We start from the raw sequence: 16,976 nt of genomic DNA, 5'->3' as shown, positions 1-16,976 counted from the left end.
GTGGCATCCTATTCCAATTGGGCGCCAGCGTCTTCGAGGATGCGTCGCACGATCTGAGCGCTGGCTGTGCCGTCGCCGTAGGGATTTACCCTGTTTGCCATCGCATGGTACGCATTTGTGTCGTCAAGAAGCTTTGAGGCTTCTGCCACGATATCACGACTATCCATTCCTACAATCTTGACCGTGCCCGCTTCAACGCCTTCCTGCCGCTCGGTGACCTTTCTCATGACAAGGACCGGTTTGCCCAGGCTTGGCGCTTCTTCCTGCAAGCCGCCGGAATCGGTTAGCACCATATAGGATCGTTTCATCAGGTGGACCATAGGCATGTAGTCCAGCGGGTCGATCAAGAGTATATTCTCGATGCCGGAAAGGACACTGTTGACCACTTGGCGAACATTCGGATTACGATGGACCGGATATACCAGGACGACTTCGTCCTTGTACTTGAGCGCCAGTTCCTTCAAACCATGGCAGATCGATTCGAATGCGGTGCCAAAGCTCTCCCGCCGGTGAGCGGTGACCAGTATCACTTTTCTGGTATCGAACGGGATGGACGCTAGCGGTGTGCCACCGAAGGTGAAGGAACGATTGGATACGTCCAACAGTGCATCAATGACAGTATTGCCGGTGACGGCGATACTGTCCGCCGGAATGCCCTCGTTCAACAAGTGTTGTTTTGCCATTTCGGTATGGGCAAAGAATAAATCGGCAACGGCATCAATGATTTTTCTGTTGGACTCTTCGGGATACGGGTGATTCTTGTTAAAGGTTCTGAGCCCGGCCTCGACATGACCGATTTTTGTGCCATTGTAGAAGGCCGCCAGGGCGGCGGCCATGGACGTCGTTGTGTCACCCTGTACCAACAGCATATCGAATTTTTCGGCGCGCAGAATTTTTGATACTTCCTGTAACACGTTCACGGTTATGTGCTCTAACGTCTGATTCTCTCGCATCAGGTTTAAGTCATAATCGACCCTGATATTGAAAAGCTCGATCAGTGGCGCCACCATGTCTTTGTGTTGGCCGGTAAGGCAATTCCTGTTCTCGATCAATCCGGGAAATTTCTCCAGCTCAGCTATCACGGGTGCCATCTTGATGGCTTCAGGGCGGGTGCCGAATACAGTGAGGACCTTAAGCACGTTTTTGTTCCCCCGCCTGCTTTAGTGCGTAGGCATCGAGGAAATACTTCACCGCCCAGCTGATCTCGGCTGAGGGAATATATTTCGCCCCTTTACCATAGCTGCCGTAGAATCCGCCGGATTTGTTCTGAATTTTCTCCAGGTAGCGAATGGCACGGTCGGCCCGTTCTTTTTTCCCCAATCTGTACCAGACAACCGCATATTGTGCGATGGCCGTGGAACAAGTCCATTCAACGTCGGGATAGGCTGGAATGCCGCCGTCAGGCCGCTGGCATTTTTCCACGTCGGCCATGCCTTGGCTGGCCAGGTCGATCTCTCCGAGTTCCCACAGCGCCTCCATGGCATAGGCGTGGAAATGCGCAAGCCGATTGAACGGTACCAGCGACTCCTGCTGTTTGTAATAGGACAACACATGGTTCGCAGTCTCAATGTACTTCGGAATGCCCAACAGCTTGCCTGCCTGGACAAGCGGGGGAAGTACGTACGTATGGATCAAATCATTGGCGAGATCGGTCCAGAGTTCGGTTGATGGCGTAGTTAATCGGCCGTTTGGTTCCACCTGCGTTACTACCCAATCGCAGGCCCGGCGCAGCGGCTGTTCAATGCCGTCCATGTCATTTAGCGCGACACACAGCCCGCGCATGATCTGTCCGGTATCAAATGTGTAAGGGACGCCATCGGGCGCGGGAAACGCGCCGTTCGGAAGTTGGATGGAAAGCAGCCAGCGGGTGCATGTCCTGGCGAGGTCCGGTTCACCCCATTGATACAGGGTCGGGATGAAGTAGCCGGTGACCTCCGGGTACGGCACTGGTTGCCTGGTGTGGACGATTATTCCTTTATCCTCCACCATGTTGTGCTTGAACCAGTCCATGGCCTTTTCATAGCTGGGCTTTGGTTTACGCCAAAAAAGCATCTTACAACTCCTCGTATTCTTATAATATTCTTGCTCTGTGATTCACGCCAAAAAACGGGGCGATCTAGGTCGCCGCTTATTTGGCAATGTTTGCCGCCGTTGCGGATTTCGACGGTTCCTTAATCCGCAGCACCTGATCGGCAGCAACCTTGCTCAATTCTTGTACTGTGCCGCTCGGCCAATGAACCTCTATCTTGTCAATCTCCAGATTCTTGGCCAGACCAAAGTGCAGTCGCTGGAAATTTTGCCCTTTCTCATGCGTGCCATTGTCTTGAACTCGCACCTGGGTCGAGCCGCCCGCAGTCACATAGACCAACGCGCCAATACCGTCACGGTTGGACTTTGCGCCTTCGAGATCAACTTCCAGCCAGTGATTGCCATTCCCAACGTTGTGATAAAGGTGATAGGAACCATTGTCGGAGGGCAACCCCAGGCTGCGGCCCATGCTTCCGCCGGTCGCAATGAAAAGATCCAGAAATCCATCGCGGTCGTAATCCACGGTCGTCACTGAATCACCGATCCCGGTTCGGTTCCCGGCCGCCCCTCCTGCCGAGCGAACGACATCGAAATGCCCGTCTCCTCGATTGAGCAGAAGCAAATTTTCCTGTTTGCCGATTTCACCGGAAGCCAGTACGAAAAGATCCACATCCATGTCATTATCGAAGTCGCCAGCAATGACGTTTACGCCGGCAACGAGATGCCTGTTGACGCCACGTTTTTCACTTTCTTCGACCAGTTTTCCACCTCGATTCATGAACAGGCGAGCAGGCGCTTTCTCATCACTTGCAGGGGTGCCAATAGCCTCCAAACCGGTAACAGCCTCGGAAGACGTGACTCTGATCTGGATTTCCTGATATGGCGACTTGCCGCCCATGGCCATGTCGTGCGGCGCAGTGACTCGCACCTCCCATTGATCTGGCGCTGTCATTCCAATATAAACACCCGCCTGTTTGCCTGGCTCATTAGGCGCGAGGCCTGAGTTGTCCGCCGATTTGGGCGACAAAGAAAACGTGAAGTTACCAGGGTGCGCGCCTTGCTTGCCGAGGTGGATTCGATCAGCCGTTAGCGCATCCGACGGCCAGGCGGAGGCGACCTGCACCGTTAGTTGGCCGGATGAGTGAAAGGTAAACCCCGCTGGCTTGTCGACGCTGGCGTTATCGATATGCAGGTCCGCGATGATTTCCTTGTCCCCTGGTTGGCCGAAGGCGACTGCTCCAGGGGGATTCCTTCGCGCGAGGAAAAGGTCAATGAGCCCGTCATTATCGAAATCAGCGGCGGCAATATCCTCGAAGGCCGTGGCCGGAAGAAGACCCAGTTCACGCGCCGGCAGCGTGGCAGTGTCGAATATTTGTGCAGTTCGATTTTTTGCGCCTGTGACTCTGCAGACCACGTTGGAATGATTGTCTTTGTTGAGCGCGGTGATTATGCAGAACATAGGTGCGCTCGAGGCAAACTTTAAGACATCGGATGAAGCCGTGAATTTGCCGTCTTCCTGCTGAAGAAAAACAAACGGTGGTTCAAGTTTGTCGAACCGCTTCTCAGCCCCCTCGAATAGGTCGAGTCGACCGTCGCCATCAAAGTCAAACCATAATGGCATCCTTGTGCGACCAAGGGGATTGGCTGTGCCCGCGGCCTCGGCAATATCTTCAAACTTTGTCCCCAGATTCAGGAAAAGCCGTTTCGGTTCCGAACCGATGCCCCGTCCCGCCCCGGTAAGTTGGACCAGGTCCTGCCGGCCATCGTTATTGAAATCAGCCCACACAGCGCCGTGTTTGTCACCGCCCAAATCCTTAGCAGCAAAGAGTTTGCCGGTTGCATCCTCGAATTGCCCCTTCCCCAGGTTTCGAAACAGCTTTGCGTCATTTAAATGGTTGGTCACATAGACATCAGGCAGGCCGTCATTGTCGAAGTCAGCCCAGGCGGCGCCGTGAGTTTTGCCAACATAGGCGATTCCAGAAGTGGCCGTAGCATCTTCAAACATGTCGGCGTTGATTTCGGTGTGGCGAAGCAAAATCACGCCGACGACAAGCGCGATCAGTGTTGCAATCACGAAAAAATAGCGCAATGCCTTTGAGGTCATGTCTTTAGCCCATTGTTTGCCGAGTAGGACATTTTACTTGCATCCTTGTGCCAGTATAAGTGGCTCGCCATAAGTTCTATAAACTACCACTTTGGTTGCGAGCATGTGCTTCGTGAATATTGGATTCTGTAACGGCATCGTGTACACGATGCTGTACGACTAGTTCACTACGCAGAACCTCCAAATAGCCGTGGCCAAAGCGTAGATCCGGTTCCATATGGTTACCTTCCGCCCACTCGTTCCAAGATTTCAGGAAGACCAACTGATGCTCCGGGGGTTTGGCCGATACGTTTTTGAGTGCTTGGCGTAGGCTCTGACGAAAGAGCTCAGGTGTAGAGTCCTGTATGATCAACCCGTTCATTCCGCTTCGTGGTGTATTGTCCCAGCTCGGAATCAAGCACGGCAGGTACTCCAACTGCCGCGTCCTCTCGGGAATAAAGCTGTTTAACAGATCTTTATATTGGTAAATGCTGAGACGATGTCTGCCTAGCTTAGTCCTAAGCTTAAGCAGGGGATATTGCCAAGGTACACTGCCCGTCAAGCCCGGCAGATTTTGTACCACTGCGGCATCGAAGCCGTCAGGCTTAGGATCCCATCCGTCATGATGGGCCACGCCAACCAAATAAATGCCCGGCAAACCCGCTCGCTCCGCCATTTGCCGGAATAGCCGGGCTACATGTTGAACATCCGGCACGTCCCTGGGTTTATAGATAATGAACAGTGGTTTGCCATCCACTCTCAAGTAGCGATCATCTCTGAATGCCTTCAACAGCTCGCGAAAGTGAGCCTCGAAATCCTCAGTACCTGGGTAGGTCTGCTCCATCAAGATGCGCTTGGGGTTGCCATGCCAGACGCCCGTCCACGTCGCATTTGCCCAGCACAAACAAAAGGGGAAGTCGGGGTGTCCTGATGCAAGAACTTCATTAAATGGCCGTTCGAGCAGGCGTTGTCCTCCGAACCAATAATGGTAATAACAAAAAGCCTCAACGCCATATGCACGTGCCATTTCGGCTTGTGCGGTTCGCGTCTCCGGAACACGAAGATCGTAGAACCCAAGGTCCGATGGGACATGGGGTTGGTAGTGACCACGGAAAAGTGGCTTGGCCTTTGCGGTGTTGGTCCACTCTGTAAAACCTTTTCCCCACCACTCATCGTTTTCAGGGATGGGGTGAAATTGGGGTAAATAGAAAGCAATTACACGTGTTTTGTTTTTCATGACTTTTATATTTGATTAACTTATGGACGTTGTTGTCCAGGAACAGTGCGTGCCACATGGAAAAATTTATGGACTGACTTCCTGACTATCTGCGGAGTCAATCGTAAAAGCGATGTGACTTGATATCCTTTAGCTAGCTGCGTCAAGCAGTCAATAGGATGCGCGTTAAAGTAATCTGAAATAACGTTGAAATCCACGCTGATCTCTTGGGATTCAGCTAAAAATTGGTGGGCATAGAATATTGCCCTAATGGCCGATAGTCGATCTCTGTAAAGATGATAGTTCGACTTAGCCAGAAGAAACATTTTCTTAGTTTCTGTGGCATCAAGCTTATGAGTGCTGTCTTCAAGTGCAATAATATCCAATGTACGGTAGTAGTAAAATCGGAATATCAACGTGCTGTGGAAGTCCATTAAATCTTTTTTATGAGAGGCATTATCCTGCTTCCAGCGGTACTCTGTAGTAAATATGGGTAATTGATGGAAGTCGTGTCGTTGGGCGATCCTAATAAAATGCTCCCAATCTTCGGAGTACCAGATGTCTTCATTGAAAAGACCGATGTCGAGCAAGATATCTCTTCTATATACGAGTGTATTCGGAACAATCCAGTTCTTTTTGAAAAATAATTCTTTCTCAAACTGTTTCGGATGTTTTCCTGGCTCCCTATATTTTTCCACAAACTTATCGTTGCGTATTTCTCCATGGCACCACCAGGCGTTTGAGTATACGCAAGAAAACTCCTCGTGATGCTCCAGAAATGACACAAGTGTTTCCAGGTGATTCGGATAGAAGATATCGTCATCATCCAAATAGGAGATATATCTTCCCCGCGCGTTGACCAGCCCTGCGTTCATGGCCCCGGAAGGGCCCTGGTTTTCATTAAGCTTAAAATATCTGATCTTTGGCGAATCGAATGACGATGCTATTTCGCCAATAAGGTCGGTGCCGCCATCATTAACGACGATAAGCTCCAGGTCTTGTAGGGACTGATCAAGAACGCTTTGAATGCTCTCTCTTATCTCTTCGGTGCGACTGCGGGTACGCATGATGACAGAAACCATGCACGATTCCACGGGGAGCTGCTCAGCCTTCTTGGGTTTAGCATACTCTTTTAACCGAATTAATTGCTGGCGAGTGTCGGGTTGATAAGGGTTGATGCGTAGTGATTCGGTAAAGACCAATAAAGCCAAGCGATACCTGCTCTGGCTCAATAATCTCAGCCCTATGGCGTTCAAAGGAGATGCCAAGAATGGTGTACGAAGCCATTCCCCGATTAAAGCTTCGTTGAAGTTAATCGTTCTCATAAATTGCCATGAATCGTTTTTGCGCCACCGCTAATCCCCGCTTACGCGAATCACCCCTGGCCATTATTCGATCTACCAAAGTATAAAATGGCTTTGCATCAAGCACGCTTTGCATGCCTAGCCTCAATGCGCTCTGCAAGGAGTTTTCTAAGAATGGCTGCTTGGTGGAAACGTGCATCATCATTTACTCAGAGACCTTACGGCCTTCGGACAATCGCCGAAACGGCCCAAGTAGTAATCACGTAACCCCATTAATATGGCTCTGTTGGTTGGATTGTTGATGTTTCGCTTGACCGTCTTTAGCCAACTTGAAAAAGACCATAGCAACTTCTTCGTCAAGGGTAAATCTGCTTTGGTCAAACTTAATGGGGGTAATAGAATTCGGCGCAAAGTGCAAAGGGTTTCCTTGTGCAGGTGGTTCATGGCCTGATGTGAAAGGTGATTTTTTGCCCAAAGCAACCTGTTCCGTTGCATGAAATAGCTAACTAATGGAGAGTCAGCTCCACCGAAGGACGAAGAAACCTTGTGCCAAAGTTTGGCATCAGGAGCAAAGAAGCACTTGTGTCCTTTTGCTCTTGCCCGATAACACCAGTCTGTCTCTTCGTATGTAAGAAAGAAACTTTCGTTCAATAGCCCAACTTCCTTGAATGTAGCAGAGCTAGCAAATAGGGCGCAGCCCACTATGTAATCCACCTCTGCCATGCGTTTATATTCGGTGATATCCGTCTGGCCATATCCAATGTGTTCGAAGTCATTAGTTCCGCTGTTCCAACGGCCACCAGCACACCAAAGTATATCTGGCTTGTCGTAAAATAATATTTTTGCACCAAGCGCAGAATTGAGTGGTAATAAGTTCTTTGCACTTACGAACGCGCTCAGTAAATCAGGAGGCACGATGGTGTCGTTATTTAGCAAAAGAACAAAATCTGCATCGTGATCGAGTGCCCAGCGAATGCCCACATTGTTTCCTCCTGCATAACCCAGATTGGCACCGGTTTGCAGGAGGGTTATGTCTGGATATTGCTTAGAAATGGCATCGACCGAGTCATCGGCGGAGCCGTTGTCCACGACGACAACTTCATGGTTTTGGTAGTCCAGTTGGCCGACAGACGCCAAACATTCAAGGGTGTCCTCCTTGCCGTTCCAGTTGAGAATGATGACAGCGACCCGTGGCGAAGGGGCATGTTTGGGCTTTTCTGCAACGACCAGAAACTGAAATGTTTCGGCATCTCGCTCCAACGAGTCGACCATTAGGCCGCATTTCTGGAGAAATTTTGCGAAATTATTTGGCAGGGATGGGCCACTGATAGTTGTGCCCATGTGTGCTATACATAAGCCTGCGTTCCAGAATAATTCCTCGACCGATTTGCGCGTAAAAAAATGCAGGTGGGTTCGGTCGAGAATGCCCTCGCTTCGATAATCCCATTTACCTTCAAGCAGGCTGGAAACAACTTCCCAGTTCTGAACATTGGGCAGGCTTACGACCATTTTTCCATCGGGCGAGAGTTTTTCTTTCAGTGCAGTCAATGTGGCCCACGGATCAATCACATGCTCAAGTACGTCCGCCGCAATGATGCAATCGTAGTAGCCATCGGCAAGCTCTGGCAAGGCTGATTCAATCGGAAGATTCCAGACCCGATCAAGAGACCCCGCTGCTTTGTTTGCGGCATCGCTCATTAGTTCTACACCGTGCACTTCCGCCGACTGTCGCGATTTGATTGTTGCACCAAGTACGCCCGCACCACAACCGACATCCAATACTCTGACTGCAGATGTGGGCACCAACTGAAGGATTTCAGGACGGGCATGAAAATAGTAGAGACTGCTGATTTCATCGGCAGCATTTGATGCGGCTTGCTGATCTATTGATAGGTTGGCCATGTTTTTATGAGATTCGTTATTTGGTGATGAGCGCATTTTCTTATGATCGGCAAGTATGAAAAAAGAAATACGGCCGTCAGGCTGAAGTTGCGGTGCTTGTTTTCTTGTCAGAACTGTTTTCAGTCAGCCCCCAATCGCCATCCAATGCAACAAACCCTTCGTGCTGAGCGGAAACAACAGCACGGTTGATATGGGGGGCAACAACCTGAATAGGCATGACATTCTCGCTATAAAAAATGGGTTGAAATGAGCCAGCAAGTGCAACCCCGAGCCGCAGAGAGTAAACGCCAGGTAAAAAAGGGAAGCTGCGAACCTTGTAACTCAAGGTGTAGATTCCTGGGGAGAGATTGCCTGGCGAGAGATTGCCAAGGCTTTGGCTGGTGGCCAGGTAGAGAAAGTCGGTTGTATGAATACCAAGCCCGAATATAGGTTCCGGGAGTGTTTTCTTTATTCGATAAGTCACTTGAAACTCGACGTCTTCAAGGTACTCGATAGAAGAGACTGGTTGGCCAGCCATGTTGAAAACTGACACGGACTCGATTTCAACGTCACCACTAGATTCTGTGCGATCTGTTTTGGCGGAGATTTTGGTTTCCTGAATCTGCTTGTCACTGGCCTCATAAAAGGCGTTGCAAACATCCTTTGGAGCTCCATCCATCGCAATCCTGCCGTGATTCATAAGTATCGTGCGAGTGCAGAGGCGTTCCACTTGACGGATGTTGTGTGATACCAGCAGCACGGTGTTACCCTGTTGTTTAATCAAATCCTCCATCCGGTCAAAGCACTTGCGCTGAAACGCCAGATCCCCCACCGCCAGCACTTCGTCCACGATCAAGATGTCTGCATCGATACTGGTGGCAATGGCAAATCCTAAGCGCACCGACATGCCGGAGCTGTAGCGCTTGATCGGCGTGTCAATAAACTCTTCCAGTTCAGCGAAGGCGACGATTTCGTCGAATTTCCTCTTGATCTCGGTTTTGGGGATGCCAAGGATGGCGCCATTCAGGAAGATATTTTCACGCCCAGTGAGGTCGCCGACCAATCCGGCGCCAACTTCGATCAGCGGGGCGACTTTGCCCTTGACTTTGACGCTGCCGCGAGTGGGGGTGCTGATGTTGGCGAGCATCTTGAGTAGCGTGCTCTTGCCCGCGCCGTTGTGGCCGATGATGCCGAGCACTTCGCCCGCTTCAACCTTGAAATCGACATCGTCCAGTGCCTTGAATAAAGGGCGTGCAGTCACATGTTCGCCGCGCAAGCGGGCGAGGGTGTTGTGCATGGTTTGCCTGAAGCCTTGCAGGGCGCCGAGACGGAATTCCTTGGTGACATGATTGACTTCGATGACGGCCATGGTGTGCTCAGATAACGTCCGCAAAATATGATTCCGCCCGTTTGAAAATCAGGTAGCTGATTGGGAGGAAGATTAAGGTCAAAACCATGCCAGGCCACATTGTTGAGAGGTCCGGCGGCAGGCCGCGCAGTACCACGTGTTGGAAGGCGTCGATGATGCCTGCAAGTGGGTTAAGCGTGTATACGGTATATAGGACGTTCGACCATTCCCCAGCGGCTTGATTGACCAGCAGCTTTTCCTTGACCAGGGTAAGCGGGTAGATCACCGGCGAGGCGTACATTAACAGCGAAAAGGCCACTGGCAGTGCTGAAGCCACGTCGCGGAAATAGACATTCATGGCGGCGCCGACCATGGAGATACTGAGCACCACCAGGATCGTGTAACCGATGATGACGGGCACCCATAGCATATATATCGTGGGGGTCATGTGATAATAGACCATTAACCCCGCCAGTATCAGGAAACTGATACCCAGTTCGACCAGTTTGGTGACAACGCTGGTGAGTGGAAAGATCTCGCGGGGGAAATAGATCTTGCGAATGAGGCTGGCGTTACCCACTACGCTGTTGACGCCTTCGGCGGCGGCCTCCTGGAAGAAGATCCAGGGCATGAGCGCGGCGAAGGTGAGAATGGGGTAGGGAATGTCGCCGCTATCGATGCCAACGAAGCTCTTCACCAGGGTAAAAATAAGCACGAGCATTAGCGGCTTTAGTACCGCCCAGGCTATTCCCAGGTAGGCCTGCTTGTAGCGCACGGTGATGTTTTTCCATGCCAGCGCGAACATCAGCTCACGGTAGGTGACTAGATTTTTGATGGCTGCGATCATTAAAACCAAATATCCAGAACTACTTCAGGGGTATATAGGTTAACCTAAACTCAATTTAATGTCCAAAAATCCGGGACTTGGTATAGTGTTTTGGGGGGCTTAGGAGGGGTAGGGCATCATTATCTTGTCCTTTGTACCCATTGCTAATTTATTGTGCCAATGGTACCTCCGCCCCTAAAGACGGCGTATTATACGTCTTTAAATTCCAAAAAATGAGGGGTAAGGGGCTATGAAACTACCAATAATTGCATGTGCGGTCGTTTTTGCATTTGCTGCTAAAGGGGTGACGGCGGCCTGTAATGCGCCTGCTACACAAATTCAAGATGCGGGTCTGGGTACCTTGTTAACCGGTAAAATGGTGTGCGCGGTCCGTGGTGGGGATCGTTGGCAGGAGGAGCATCATAGCGACGGGGAGCTTTGGGATTATAAAAGAGGTGATGGCCATCCTATTGATCCTAGAAAGAAAGTCGGGACGTGGGCGGTTTCGGGATCGGGCGCTAATACCATAGTTACCTATACCTATACTCCTGGGGGCACGTATTCCTATGGGGTTTGGGATAACGGGGGTGGCAGCTATAGTTTCTGCGGAACAGGCGGTATGGATTTTACCGTGAAAGCTATGGGTTCGCCTTGTCCCTGATAGTTGCCGTTTTTTGAACGGTGACGACACCTTCCGCTGAAATTTGTAATTTCATTTCCCGTTTTCCGCGAACAATACAATCGGTCAGGCCACCTCCTTGAGAACATTGAATCGAGGGGGTGAGGTCTGACCGGTTTTGTTTGCTGGTCGCCTGCTGTTGGCTTATATTGAACCCGGGTTATGGTGTGTCCAGGAGGGGCTTTCATGAGGCCATCTGTAGTTCTTGAAACCCATCGTCAAGCAGTGCGTGAAGCGGCGGCTCGTTTTCATACCGCCAACCCGCGTGTATTTGGCTCTGTGCTCCACGGATCAGATAGCGAACTTGATCTTCTGGTGGATGCGTTGCCGGGAGCTATGTTGTTTGATCTGGGTGGACTGCAAATCGAACTGGAAGAACTTCTTGGTGTGCCGGTCGATCTGTTGACGCCCGGCGATCTGCCGCCGAAGTTTCGTGCGAGGGTTCTGGCAGAGGCCCGCCCTGTATGAGCGGGAACCGTCTACCCGACTATCTTGATCACATACTGGAAGCTGCGCAACAGGCGTGTAACTACGTTGAAGGCTTGAACAAAGAAGACTTCCTTGCAGACAAGCGCACTCAATAAGCGGTGATTCTCAATATCATCGTCGTCGGAGAAGCGGCAACCAAGCTGCTTCAGAATTATGGTGAGTTCCTGGAGAAGCACTGACGTGCCGTGGCGGAACATGAAGGGAATGCTCAACCGTATCGCGCACGGCTACTTCGACATCACCTCGATGTGGTTGGGAGACGGTGCAGACGGCCTTGCCTGCCCGCTATTCGTAAAAGCGTGGATGACGAAGACCACAATGACTATGGAATGGAGTCCTGAAATAAGGCCTTGCCTTTCATCCATTCTTGACGAGTCGCGCCAGAAAGTCAGTGAACGGCACGATGTTCTGGTGCACGCTGGTACCGTGCAATCTATAGGTTATTATGTTGTGGAGTTTATAGGTTATGTGTCGAGGCTGAAATCGCGGCGTAGCCGCTCCTACGGGGTGTTGATGTTGTAGGAGCGCCTCTGGCGCGATAAGATATTTGGTGCGGTGAGAAATCTTTCAGGGGGAGGAAGGTGAGTGATTCCTTCTGCCCTAATTAACTGAGGTAAATCTCCAACGTCCGGGACTTTCCGGTATGTTTTCCTCCGGGAAATGATCCCGTATCCGTTCCCAATGATTATCACTCAGCCGCAACGTATGGCCAACTATAGGCGAATTCGATCATGTCGTTAATTTTGAGATAGGTTCTAATGCAATATCCATGTGCCATGCTGTGAGATTTCGGTATGCATGGCATCAGGTGCCAAGTCCAGTTCGCCTGGCCAAGTAACAACACCATACTCAATACGCGCTTGAGCAAAAAGATTTTCATCACGAAGCGCCGCAAACACACCAGCATCTTTGCTTGTTACTCGTTTCGACATATCAACAGTGCCTTCGGTGCCGTCGATGAATTTGATCCATAACCTGTAGGCAGGCAAAACGCGCAGTTCAGCCACGCGCCATGGGGCAGTAGGGATTACGCCAATGGCGGGATCTTGCGTGGGGTCTGTCTGGCTTCGCATAAGTTCCAGTCCTCCATTAATTCTTCACGATGTTCCGATGCCCATTCCAGTATCAGAGCTAATGCTCGCCGGGGCATTTTGCCTCTGAGTGTTTCTAAGGTGCGTATGTCGATCAGTACTTCATATTCACCGTATAGGGCATGAAAATGTGGTGGCGCGTGTTCATCCCAGAACATCTGAATCACAATGCCGTAAAAGATGCTTATCGTAGGCATTTAATTGACCTCACGCCATATGTAATTCCGATTTTTTTCACGCATCGCTACAAAGTCTACCAATCTCATGTCTAACTTATGATGTGGCCAAAAAAATCACTATGTGCCACGCGTTATCGATTCCACGTTACCATCCACGGGTATTCTACCCGTTCGCGCCACCACTGGGATCCCTCTTGTAGTTCTAGCCTCAATAACCTATCGGCCAAAGCGAGCTCGTCCTCAGTATACAACACCCGGCCAGCGTAGTCTGGTGGGGATAAGGTTTGACCGATGTTGTCGCATAAGCGAGTCAATTTATGGCATGGACGCCATAAATTGGTAATGAGGTAGCGACACTATCGCCATAAGCCACCGGCTTTTCCGGTGGCCATTTAACTTGCAATTTCATTTCCCGTTTTCCGCGAACAATACAATCGGTCAGGCCACCTCCTTGCGAACATTGAATCGAGGGAGTGAGGTCTGACCGGTTTTGTTTCAGGTTTAAGGCGACAAGAAAGTTGTCTGTGAGTGACTCTTCGTTTGCGTTTGTGATTTCAATTCGCCAGTCACCGGGTTCGGTGATTTGTTTACGGTTGCCACGATTCAGGATTTTGTAAAGTTTTCCGTTGTTATCGTAATTCTTGCCATCGACCCAAAATTCCTTGCCTGGACCGCCAATGGCTTTGATCACAGGTGCACCAGGGATCAATACTTTTCCTTCAAGTATGCCGCCCGTATGTTTGGGGTTGTTATCCGGTAACACGCTCGCCAGAAATTGATTGGGTGCTGTCAACACGGGCTGTTCCTGAAAGTGGATGAGCCAGCGGCTTGTGAATGAGGGATTGGTTTTGGTGATGGAGTCGTAGACCAGAAACAGGTCATTAATCCGGTCATAGATGACGGTGCGCAGATAGCGGTTGACGCGCAATGTGCGGCTGGAGAGTGTTCCTTCACCTGAGAACTTGTTGGTGTAGGCGGCAGTGATATCGGCGGTGATGGATACAACGCCATTTTTTTCTTGTAGATGAGTGATGCTGCCGGTGTGATAAATATCGCGCCTGGCCTTCCATTCTGCGATATCCAACGGATTGGGGTAGATTTCGATATCGCCGCCAACACGTCGCTGACCGCCATCGTTGGCGATGGGGCGGGGTGCCGAGTTGAAGTCGTTGTTGGAAATGGCGCCACTCTCGTCAGGATCGGTGATGGTGGCGACGTTGTGAGCAATGGTTTGGTAGGCATAATTCACGTGATGGTCTGTGCCATAGTCGTCATACAGGCCGCTGTCGATGGCGAGGGCACCGCCTTTGTAAAGCGTGAAGCTGCCTTGATCGAGGTGTGTGAACGATGAGTAATTGTCGCCCGCCTTAAAGGTGATGTAAGTGGCATCGGGTCCCCAGCCGCTACGCATGACGACCAGGCCGATGCCGTCGAAGTATCTGGTGAGCGGTAGCTGAGTTATGGCATTGGGTTCGTAGAGCCTGTTGTCAGATAGCGGCCCCCATGGCCAACTGGTAGGCACCGGGTCTTTAGGAGGCGTAGCCAGGCTATAGGCAGCGGTGTGGTGATATTCGAGGGCCAGGGCAAGGCGGTCGGGTGCGTCACGATTGAATGAACCGCTATCACCAAGGTGCATTTTGGCGCCATCGGGGCGAATGCGATACACCAGAAAATCGAGAAAGCCGCGGATTCCGGATTCGGTCTTGAAGTAGTCTTCGCCGGTGGCGCTACGCCACATGTTGGGGAGTTGATAGATCGCCTGGCCGATGCCTTCGCCGACGTGATCGGCGCCTTCGTGCCAGCCACCGTTTTTGCCCATCACTTGCCGCCACACAGGCAGGGCGCGGTTTTGCCACAAATCGGCAGTGAAGGCCATCACCGGCTCGCCGCGGGAATCATCTTTATAGAGCGCGATGCTACAGGCCATCAGCGCCTGGATCGGGCCAGTGTAGAGGGTGACGTTATAGGGCGAGAACGGCGCACTGCGGATGACGTCGATCAGATAATTACAGCCGTGAGCCAGTTTGTCGCGTAATTGCTGGCGTTGTGATTCGCTCCAGTCGCTATAAAGCCAGTCGTAGGCGAGTGCAAACAGTTTCCCTTGCTCGTGGCCGCGCCAGCTGGGTTTTATGGCGATCAATTGATTGAAGACAGCATCCAGATCCTGGCTTCCGGGTTCGACATAGGCCATGAGGATGGCGGCATTGAGATTGCCATGGCCGCCGTTGGCTTGTGCGCGATTCATGTCGATGAATCGCGGGTTCTCGGATTTTAGACGGATAATATCCTGCATCGAGGGGGCAGGAAGACGCGGGTGATCGAGACGGAAATTCGGTAATGAGGCTGGGGGTAGCGATTCCGGTGCCGGATATTCGTGCTTGATGCGCGCCATGACCACGGCTTCGGAATCCTCAGTTTCCTGGATCAGCACCAAACCAAGGCCGCCGAGTGACAGAATAACGAGGCCGATTCCGATTAATGCCTTACGTGGAAAATGGATCGCCGAAGGTATACGATCTGAATTTCTCGCAGTTGCGCGAATAGATTCCGCCAGCCATTGGCATAGACGTCGTCCCAGCCAGGCTGCACCAAGTGCAATCAAAATGTTGGTGGGATCGGGATGTGAATGAGCAATGAACAGCTTTCCTGCCTCAATAATGAATGCAGTGACAGCAGTTGTTAATAATAGACCGAATAGTGGCGGTTGTCGGAGAGGGGTTGCACCGCTGGCATGCCAGAGCCAGAAGCCGATCCCGAGAGGCAAATAAATCGCCGTCTGAGCAACGAGGCTGGCAACGGCTTCGGTCTCAGTGGTGAAGTAATGATAATAAAGAGGCAGATAATGTTGCGCGCTGAGATTGTTGCGGACGATTTCAAAATCGTTCCATGACGCGTTGGTCCAGCCGTTAAGCAATGCAGCAAGCGCAAGGTACGGAAAAAATGCGAGTAACAGTGCGGGTCGCAACCAGCGGGCATGATATTGCGCTAGTTGTGGTGAGGGTGGATCGCGCAACCAAAGCCCCAGGCCGATGCCCGCAGCTTTGGCAAGGGCAGCGGTGACGGTGCTGACACCGGAGCTAATCAGAAATTGAGCAGCTTCGATGCTTGTGCCAATTCCCGCAGCGATGAGGAATCCGAATGCAGGACGGAGCATCCCGTGTTGTAGCAGTCGAATCAGCAACAACCCCAGAGGCAACGCGGCGACTGCTTCCGCCAGCCATTGACTGCCGCAACGCATCACCGATCCACAATTATCGATGCCCCATCCGTAGTTGCCGTTAAGCAGCTTCCATTGTAAATCAGACATCGAAATAACAAAGTCATAGGGAAACAGTGCCAAGCTCAAATAGGCGAGTGAGTAGAGTGTTAATCCCGCGGTTACTGCCGCTGGGCCGGGACGGACTAACGCTGAGGTGAGGCTGGCAAGCCGGGAATGACCGGCTGACCACAGCACGACACCGAGCAATGTGCCGATGCTTTCCGCAATTAAATCATTGAGTGAAACAGTTCGGGGTTCGAAAAAAATTTGTGTGAACTCGACACCAACGGCAAGCGCAAATCCCAGCCCTGCCGGGATAATCAAAGCAAAAAAACGGGGCAACCAACGTAACTGGCTTAACCACGTTACGCCAAGATAGGCGAGCGGTATGTAAAGCAGAATATTGGCAATCCAGTCGGCGCGAGAGACAATGCCAAGGTTTAGATAAGGGATATGACGAAACTGCTCGATGGCTGTGGTCAGAGTGTGAGGTCGTACTTCGAACGGCATCAGGCTGCCGTAAATAATCAATACAGCCCAAGCAAGCCAGAGCAGAAAATAGCGGGTTGGTTTATGAGGCATCATTGAGCTTG

Annotated in this window: 13 protein-coding genes and 1 pseudogene; 3 read left to right on the top strand and 11 right to left on the bottom strand. The window is 51.3% G+C overall.

Features of this window, described 5'->3' with window-relative positions:
- Nucleotides 1–8: 8 nt before the first annotated feature.
- From wecB to HY272_05655, 8 genes are all read right to left on the bottom strand, one after another.
- A complete protein-coding gene (wecB, locus tag HY272_05690) occupies nucleotides 9–1,139 on the bottom strand; it encodes a UDP-N-acetylglucosamine 2-epimerase (non-hydrolyzing) (protein ID MBI3772171.1) in 1,131 nt (376 codons plus the stop codon).
- Nucleotides 1,132–2,052: a terpene cyclase/mutase family protein gene (locus HY272_05685; protein ID MBI3772170.1), complete on the bottom strand. Its 921-nt coding sequence runs from the start codon at nucleotides 2,050–2,052 to the stop codon at nucleotides 1,132–1,134. Before HY272_05685 ends, wecB begins: the two co-directional genes overlap by 8 nt.
- A gap of 76 nt (nucleotides 2,053–2,128) precedes the next feature.
- Complete coding sequence (locus HY272_05680) at nucleotides 2,129–4,132, bottom strand: CRTAC1 family protein (GenBank protein ID MBI3772169.1); 2,004 nt, start codon at nucleotides 4,130–4,132, stop codon at nucleotides 2,129–2,131.
- A gap of 76 nt (nucleotides 4,133–4,208) precedes the next feature.
- Entirely contained in the window at nucleotides 4,209–5,348 is a 1,140-nt protein-coding gene (locus HY272_05675) for a glycoside hydrolase family 99-like domain-containing protein (protein MBI3772168.1), read from the bottom strand.
- Between the two features lie 20 nt (nucleotides 5,349–5,368).
- Nucleotides 5,369–6,652, bottom strand: coding sequence for a glycosyltransferase (locus HY272_05670; protein MBI3772167.1), 1,284 nt, complete (start codon nucleotides 6,650–6,652; stop codon nucleotides 5,369–5,371).
- A 180-nt stretch (nucleotides 6,653–6,832) separates the two neighbouring features.
- On the bottom strand, nucleotides 6,833–8,533 hold the full coding sequence (locus tag HY272_05665; GenBank protein MBI3772166.1) for a methyltransferase domain-containing protein: 1,701 nt from the start codon (nucleotides 8,531–8,533) through the stop codon (nucleotides 6,833–6,835).
- A 76-nt stretch (nucleotides 8,534–8,609) separates the two neighbouring features.
- A complete protein-coding gene (locus HY272_05660) occupies nucleotides 8,610–9,881 on the bottom strand; it encodes an ABC transporter ATP-binding protein (GenBank protein MBI3772165.1) in 1,272 nt (423 codons plus the stop codon).
- Between the two features lie 7 nt (nucleotides 9,882–9,888).
- Nucleotides 9,889–10,707: an ABC transporter permease gene (locus HY272_05655; protein ID MBI3772164.1), complete on the bottom strand. Its 819-nt coding sequence runs from the start codon at nucleotides 10,705–10,707 to the stop codon at nucleotides 9,889–9,891.
- Nucleotides 10,708–10,936: 229 nt separating this feature from the next.
- Here HY272_05655 and HY272_05650 point away from each other — a divergent pair, with 229 nt between their 5' ends.
- From HY272_05650 to HY272_05640, 3 genes and pseudogenes are all read left to right on the top strand, one after another.
- On the top strand, nucleotides 10,937–11,347 hold the full coding sequence (locus tag HY272_05650; GenBank protein MBI3772163.1) for a hypothetical protein: 411 nt from the start codon (nucleotides 10,937–10,939) through the stop codon (nucleotides 11,345–11,347).
- A 204-nt stretch (nucleotides 11,348–11,551) separates the two neighbouring features.
- Nucleotides 11,552–11,833, top strand: a complete 282-nt coding sequence (locus HY272_05645; GenBank protein MBI3772162.1) for a nucleotidyltransferase family protein — start codon at nucleotides 11,552–11,554, stop codon at nucleotides 11,831–11,833.
- Nucleotides 11,830–12,195 (top strand): annotated as a pseudogene (locus tag HY272_05640) (DUF86 domain-containing protein). The gene HY272_05645 and the pseudogene HY272_05640 overlap by 4 nt, the downstream one beginning before the upstream one ends.
- A gap of 414 nt (nucleotides 12,196–12,609) precedes the next feature.
- Here the strand turns inward: HY272_05640 and HY272_05635 are convergent.
- From HY272_05635 to HY272_05625, 3 genes are all read right to left on the bottom strand, one after another.
- Nucleotides 12,610–12,927: a DUF2442 domain-containing protein gene (locus tag HY272_05635; GenBank protein MBI3772161.1), complete on the bottom strand. Its 318-nt coding sequence runs from the start codon at nucleotides 12,925–12,927 to the stop codon at nucleotides 12,610–12,612.
- Nucleotides 12,882–13,142, bottom strand: a complete 261-nt coding sequence (locus tag HY272_05630) for a DUF4160 domain-containing protein (protein ID MBI3772160.1) — start codon at nucleotides 13,140–13,142, stop codon at nucleotides 12,882–12,884. The genes HY272_05635 and HY272_05630 overlap by 46 nt, the downstream gene beginning before the upstream one ends.
- Nucleotides 13,143–13,434: 292 nt before the next feature.
- Nucleotides 13,435–16,965 (bottom strand): VanZ family protein, encoded by a 3,531-nt coding sequence (locus tag HY272_05625; GenBank protein ID MBI3772159.1) that lies wholly within the window; start codon nucleotides 16,963–16,965, stop codon nucleotides 13,435–13,437.
- Nucleotides 16,966–16,976 lie beyond the last annotated feature (11 nt).

Source organism: Gammaproteobacteria bacterium (assembly GCA_016200485.1).
Taxonomy (GTDB): domain Bacteria; phylum Pseudomonadota; class Gammaproteobacteria; order Tenderiales; family Tenderiaceae; genus JACQEP01.
The sequence above is the reverse complement of the archived record's forward strand: the minus strand, read 5'-3'. Positions and strand labels throughout refer to the sequence as shown.

What these genes read in the sequence shown, in the direction of transcription:
- HY272_05685 (MBI3772170.1), bottom strand. Translation starts at nt 2,052, where the DNA reads ATGCTTTTTTGGCGTAAACCAAAGCCCAGCTATGAAAAGGCCATGGAC.
- HY272_05680 (MBI3772169.1), bottom strand. Translation starts at nt 4,132, where the DNA reads ATGACCTCAAAGGCATTGCGCTATTTTTTCGTGATTGCAACACTGATC.
- HY272_05675 (MBI3772168.1), bottom strand. Translation starts at nt 5,348, where the DNA reads ATGAAAAACAAAACACGTGTAATTGCTTTCTATTTACCCCAATTTCAC.
- HY272_05670 (MBI3772167.1), bottom strand. Translation starts at nt 6,652, where the DNA reads ATGAGAACGATTAACTTCAACGAAGCTTTAATCGGGGAATGGCTTCGT.
- HY272_05665 (MBI3772166.1), bottom strand. Translation starts at nt 8,533, where the DNA reads ATGGCCAACCTATCAATAGATCAGCAAGCCGCATCAAATGCTGCCGAT.
- HY272_05660 (MBI3772165.1), bottom strand. Translation starts at nt 9,881, where the DNA reads ATGGCCGTCATCGAAGTCAATCATGTCACCAAGGAATTCCGTCTCGGC.
- HY272_05655 (MBI3772164.1), bottom strand. Translation starts at nt 10,707, where the DNA reads ATGATCGCAGCCATCAAAAATCTAGTCACCTACCGTGAGCTGATGTTC.
- HY272_05650 (MBI3772163.1), top strand. Translation starts at nt 10,937, where the DNA reads ATGAAACTACCAATAATTGCATGTGCGGTCGTTTTTGCATTTGCTGCT.
- HY272_05645 (MBI3772162.1), top strand. Translation starts at nt 11,552, where the DNA reads ATGAGGCCATCTGTAGTTCTTGAAACCCATCGTCAAGCAGTGCGTGAA.
- HY272_05635 (MBI3772161.1), bottom strand. Translation starts at nt 12,927, where the DNA reads ATGCGAAGCCAGACAGACCCCACGCAAGATCCCGCCATTGGCGTAATC.
- HY272_05630 (MBI3772160.1), bottom strand. Translation starts at nt 13,142, where the DNA reads ATGCCTACGATAAGCATCTTTTACGGCATTGTGATTCAGATGTTCTGG.
- HY272_05625 (MBI3772159.1), bottom strand. Translation starts at nt 16,965, where the DNA reads ATGCCTCATAAACCAACCCGCTATTTTCTGCTCTGGCTTGCTTGGGCT.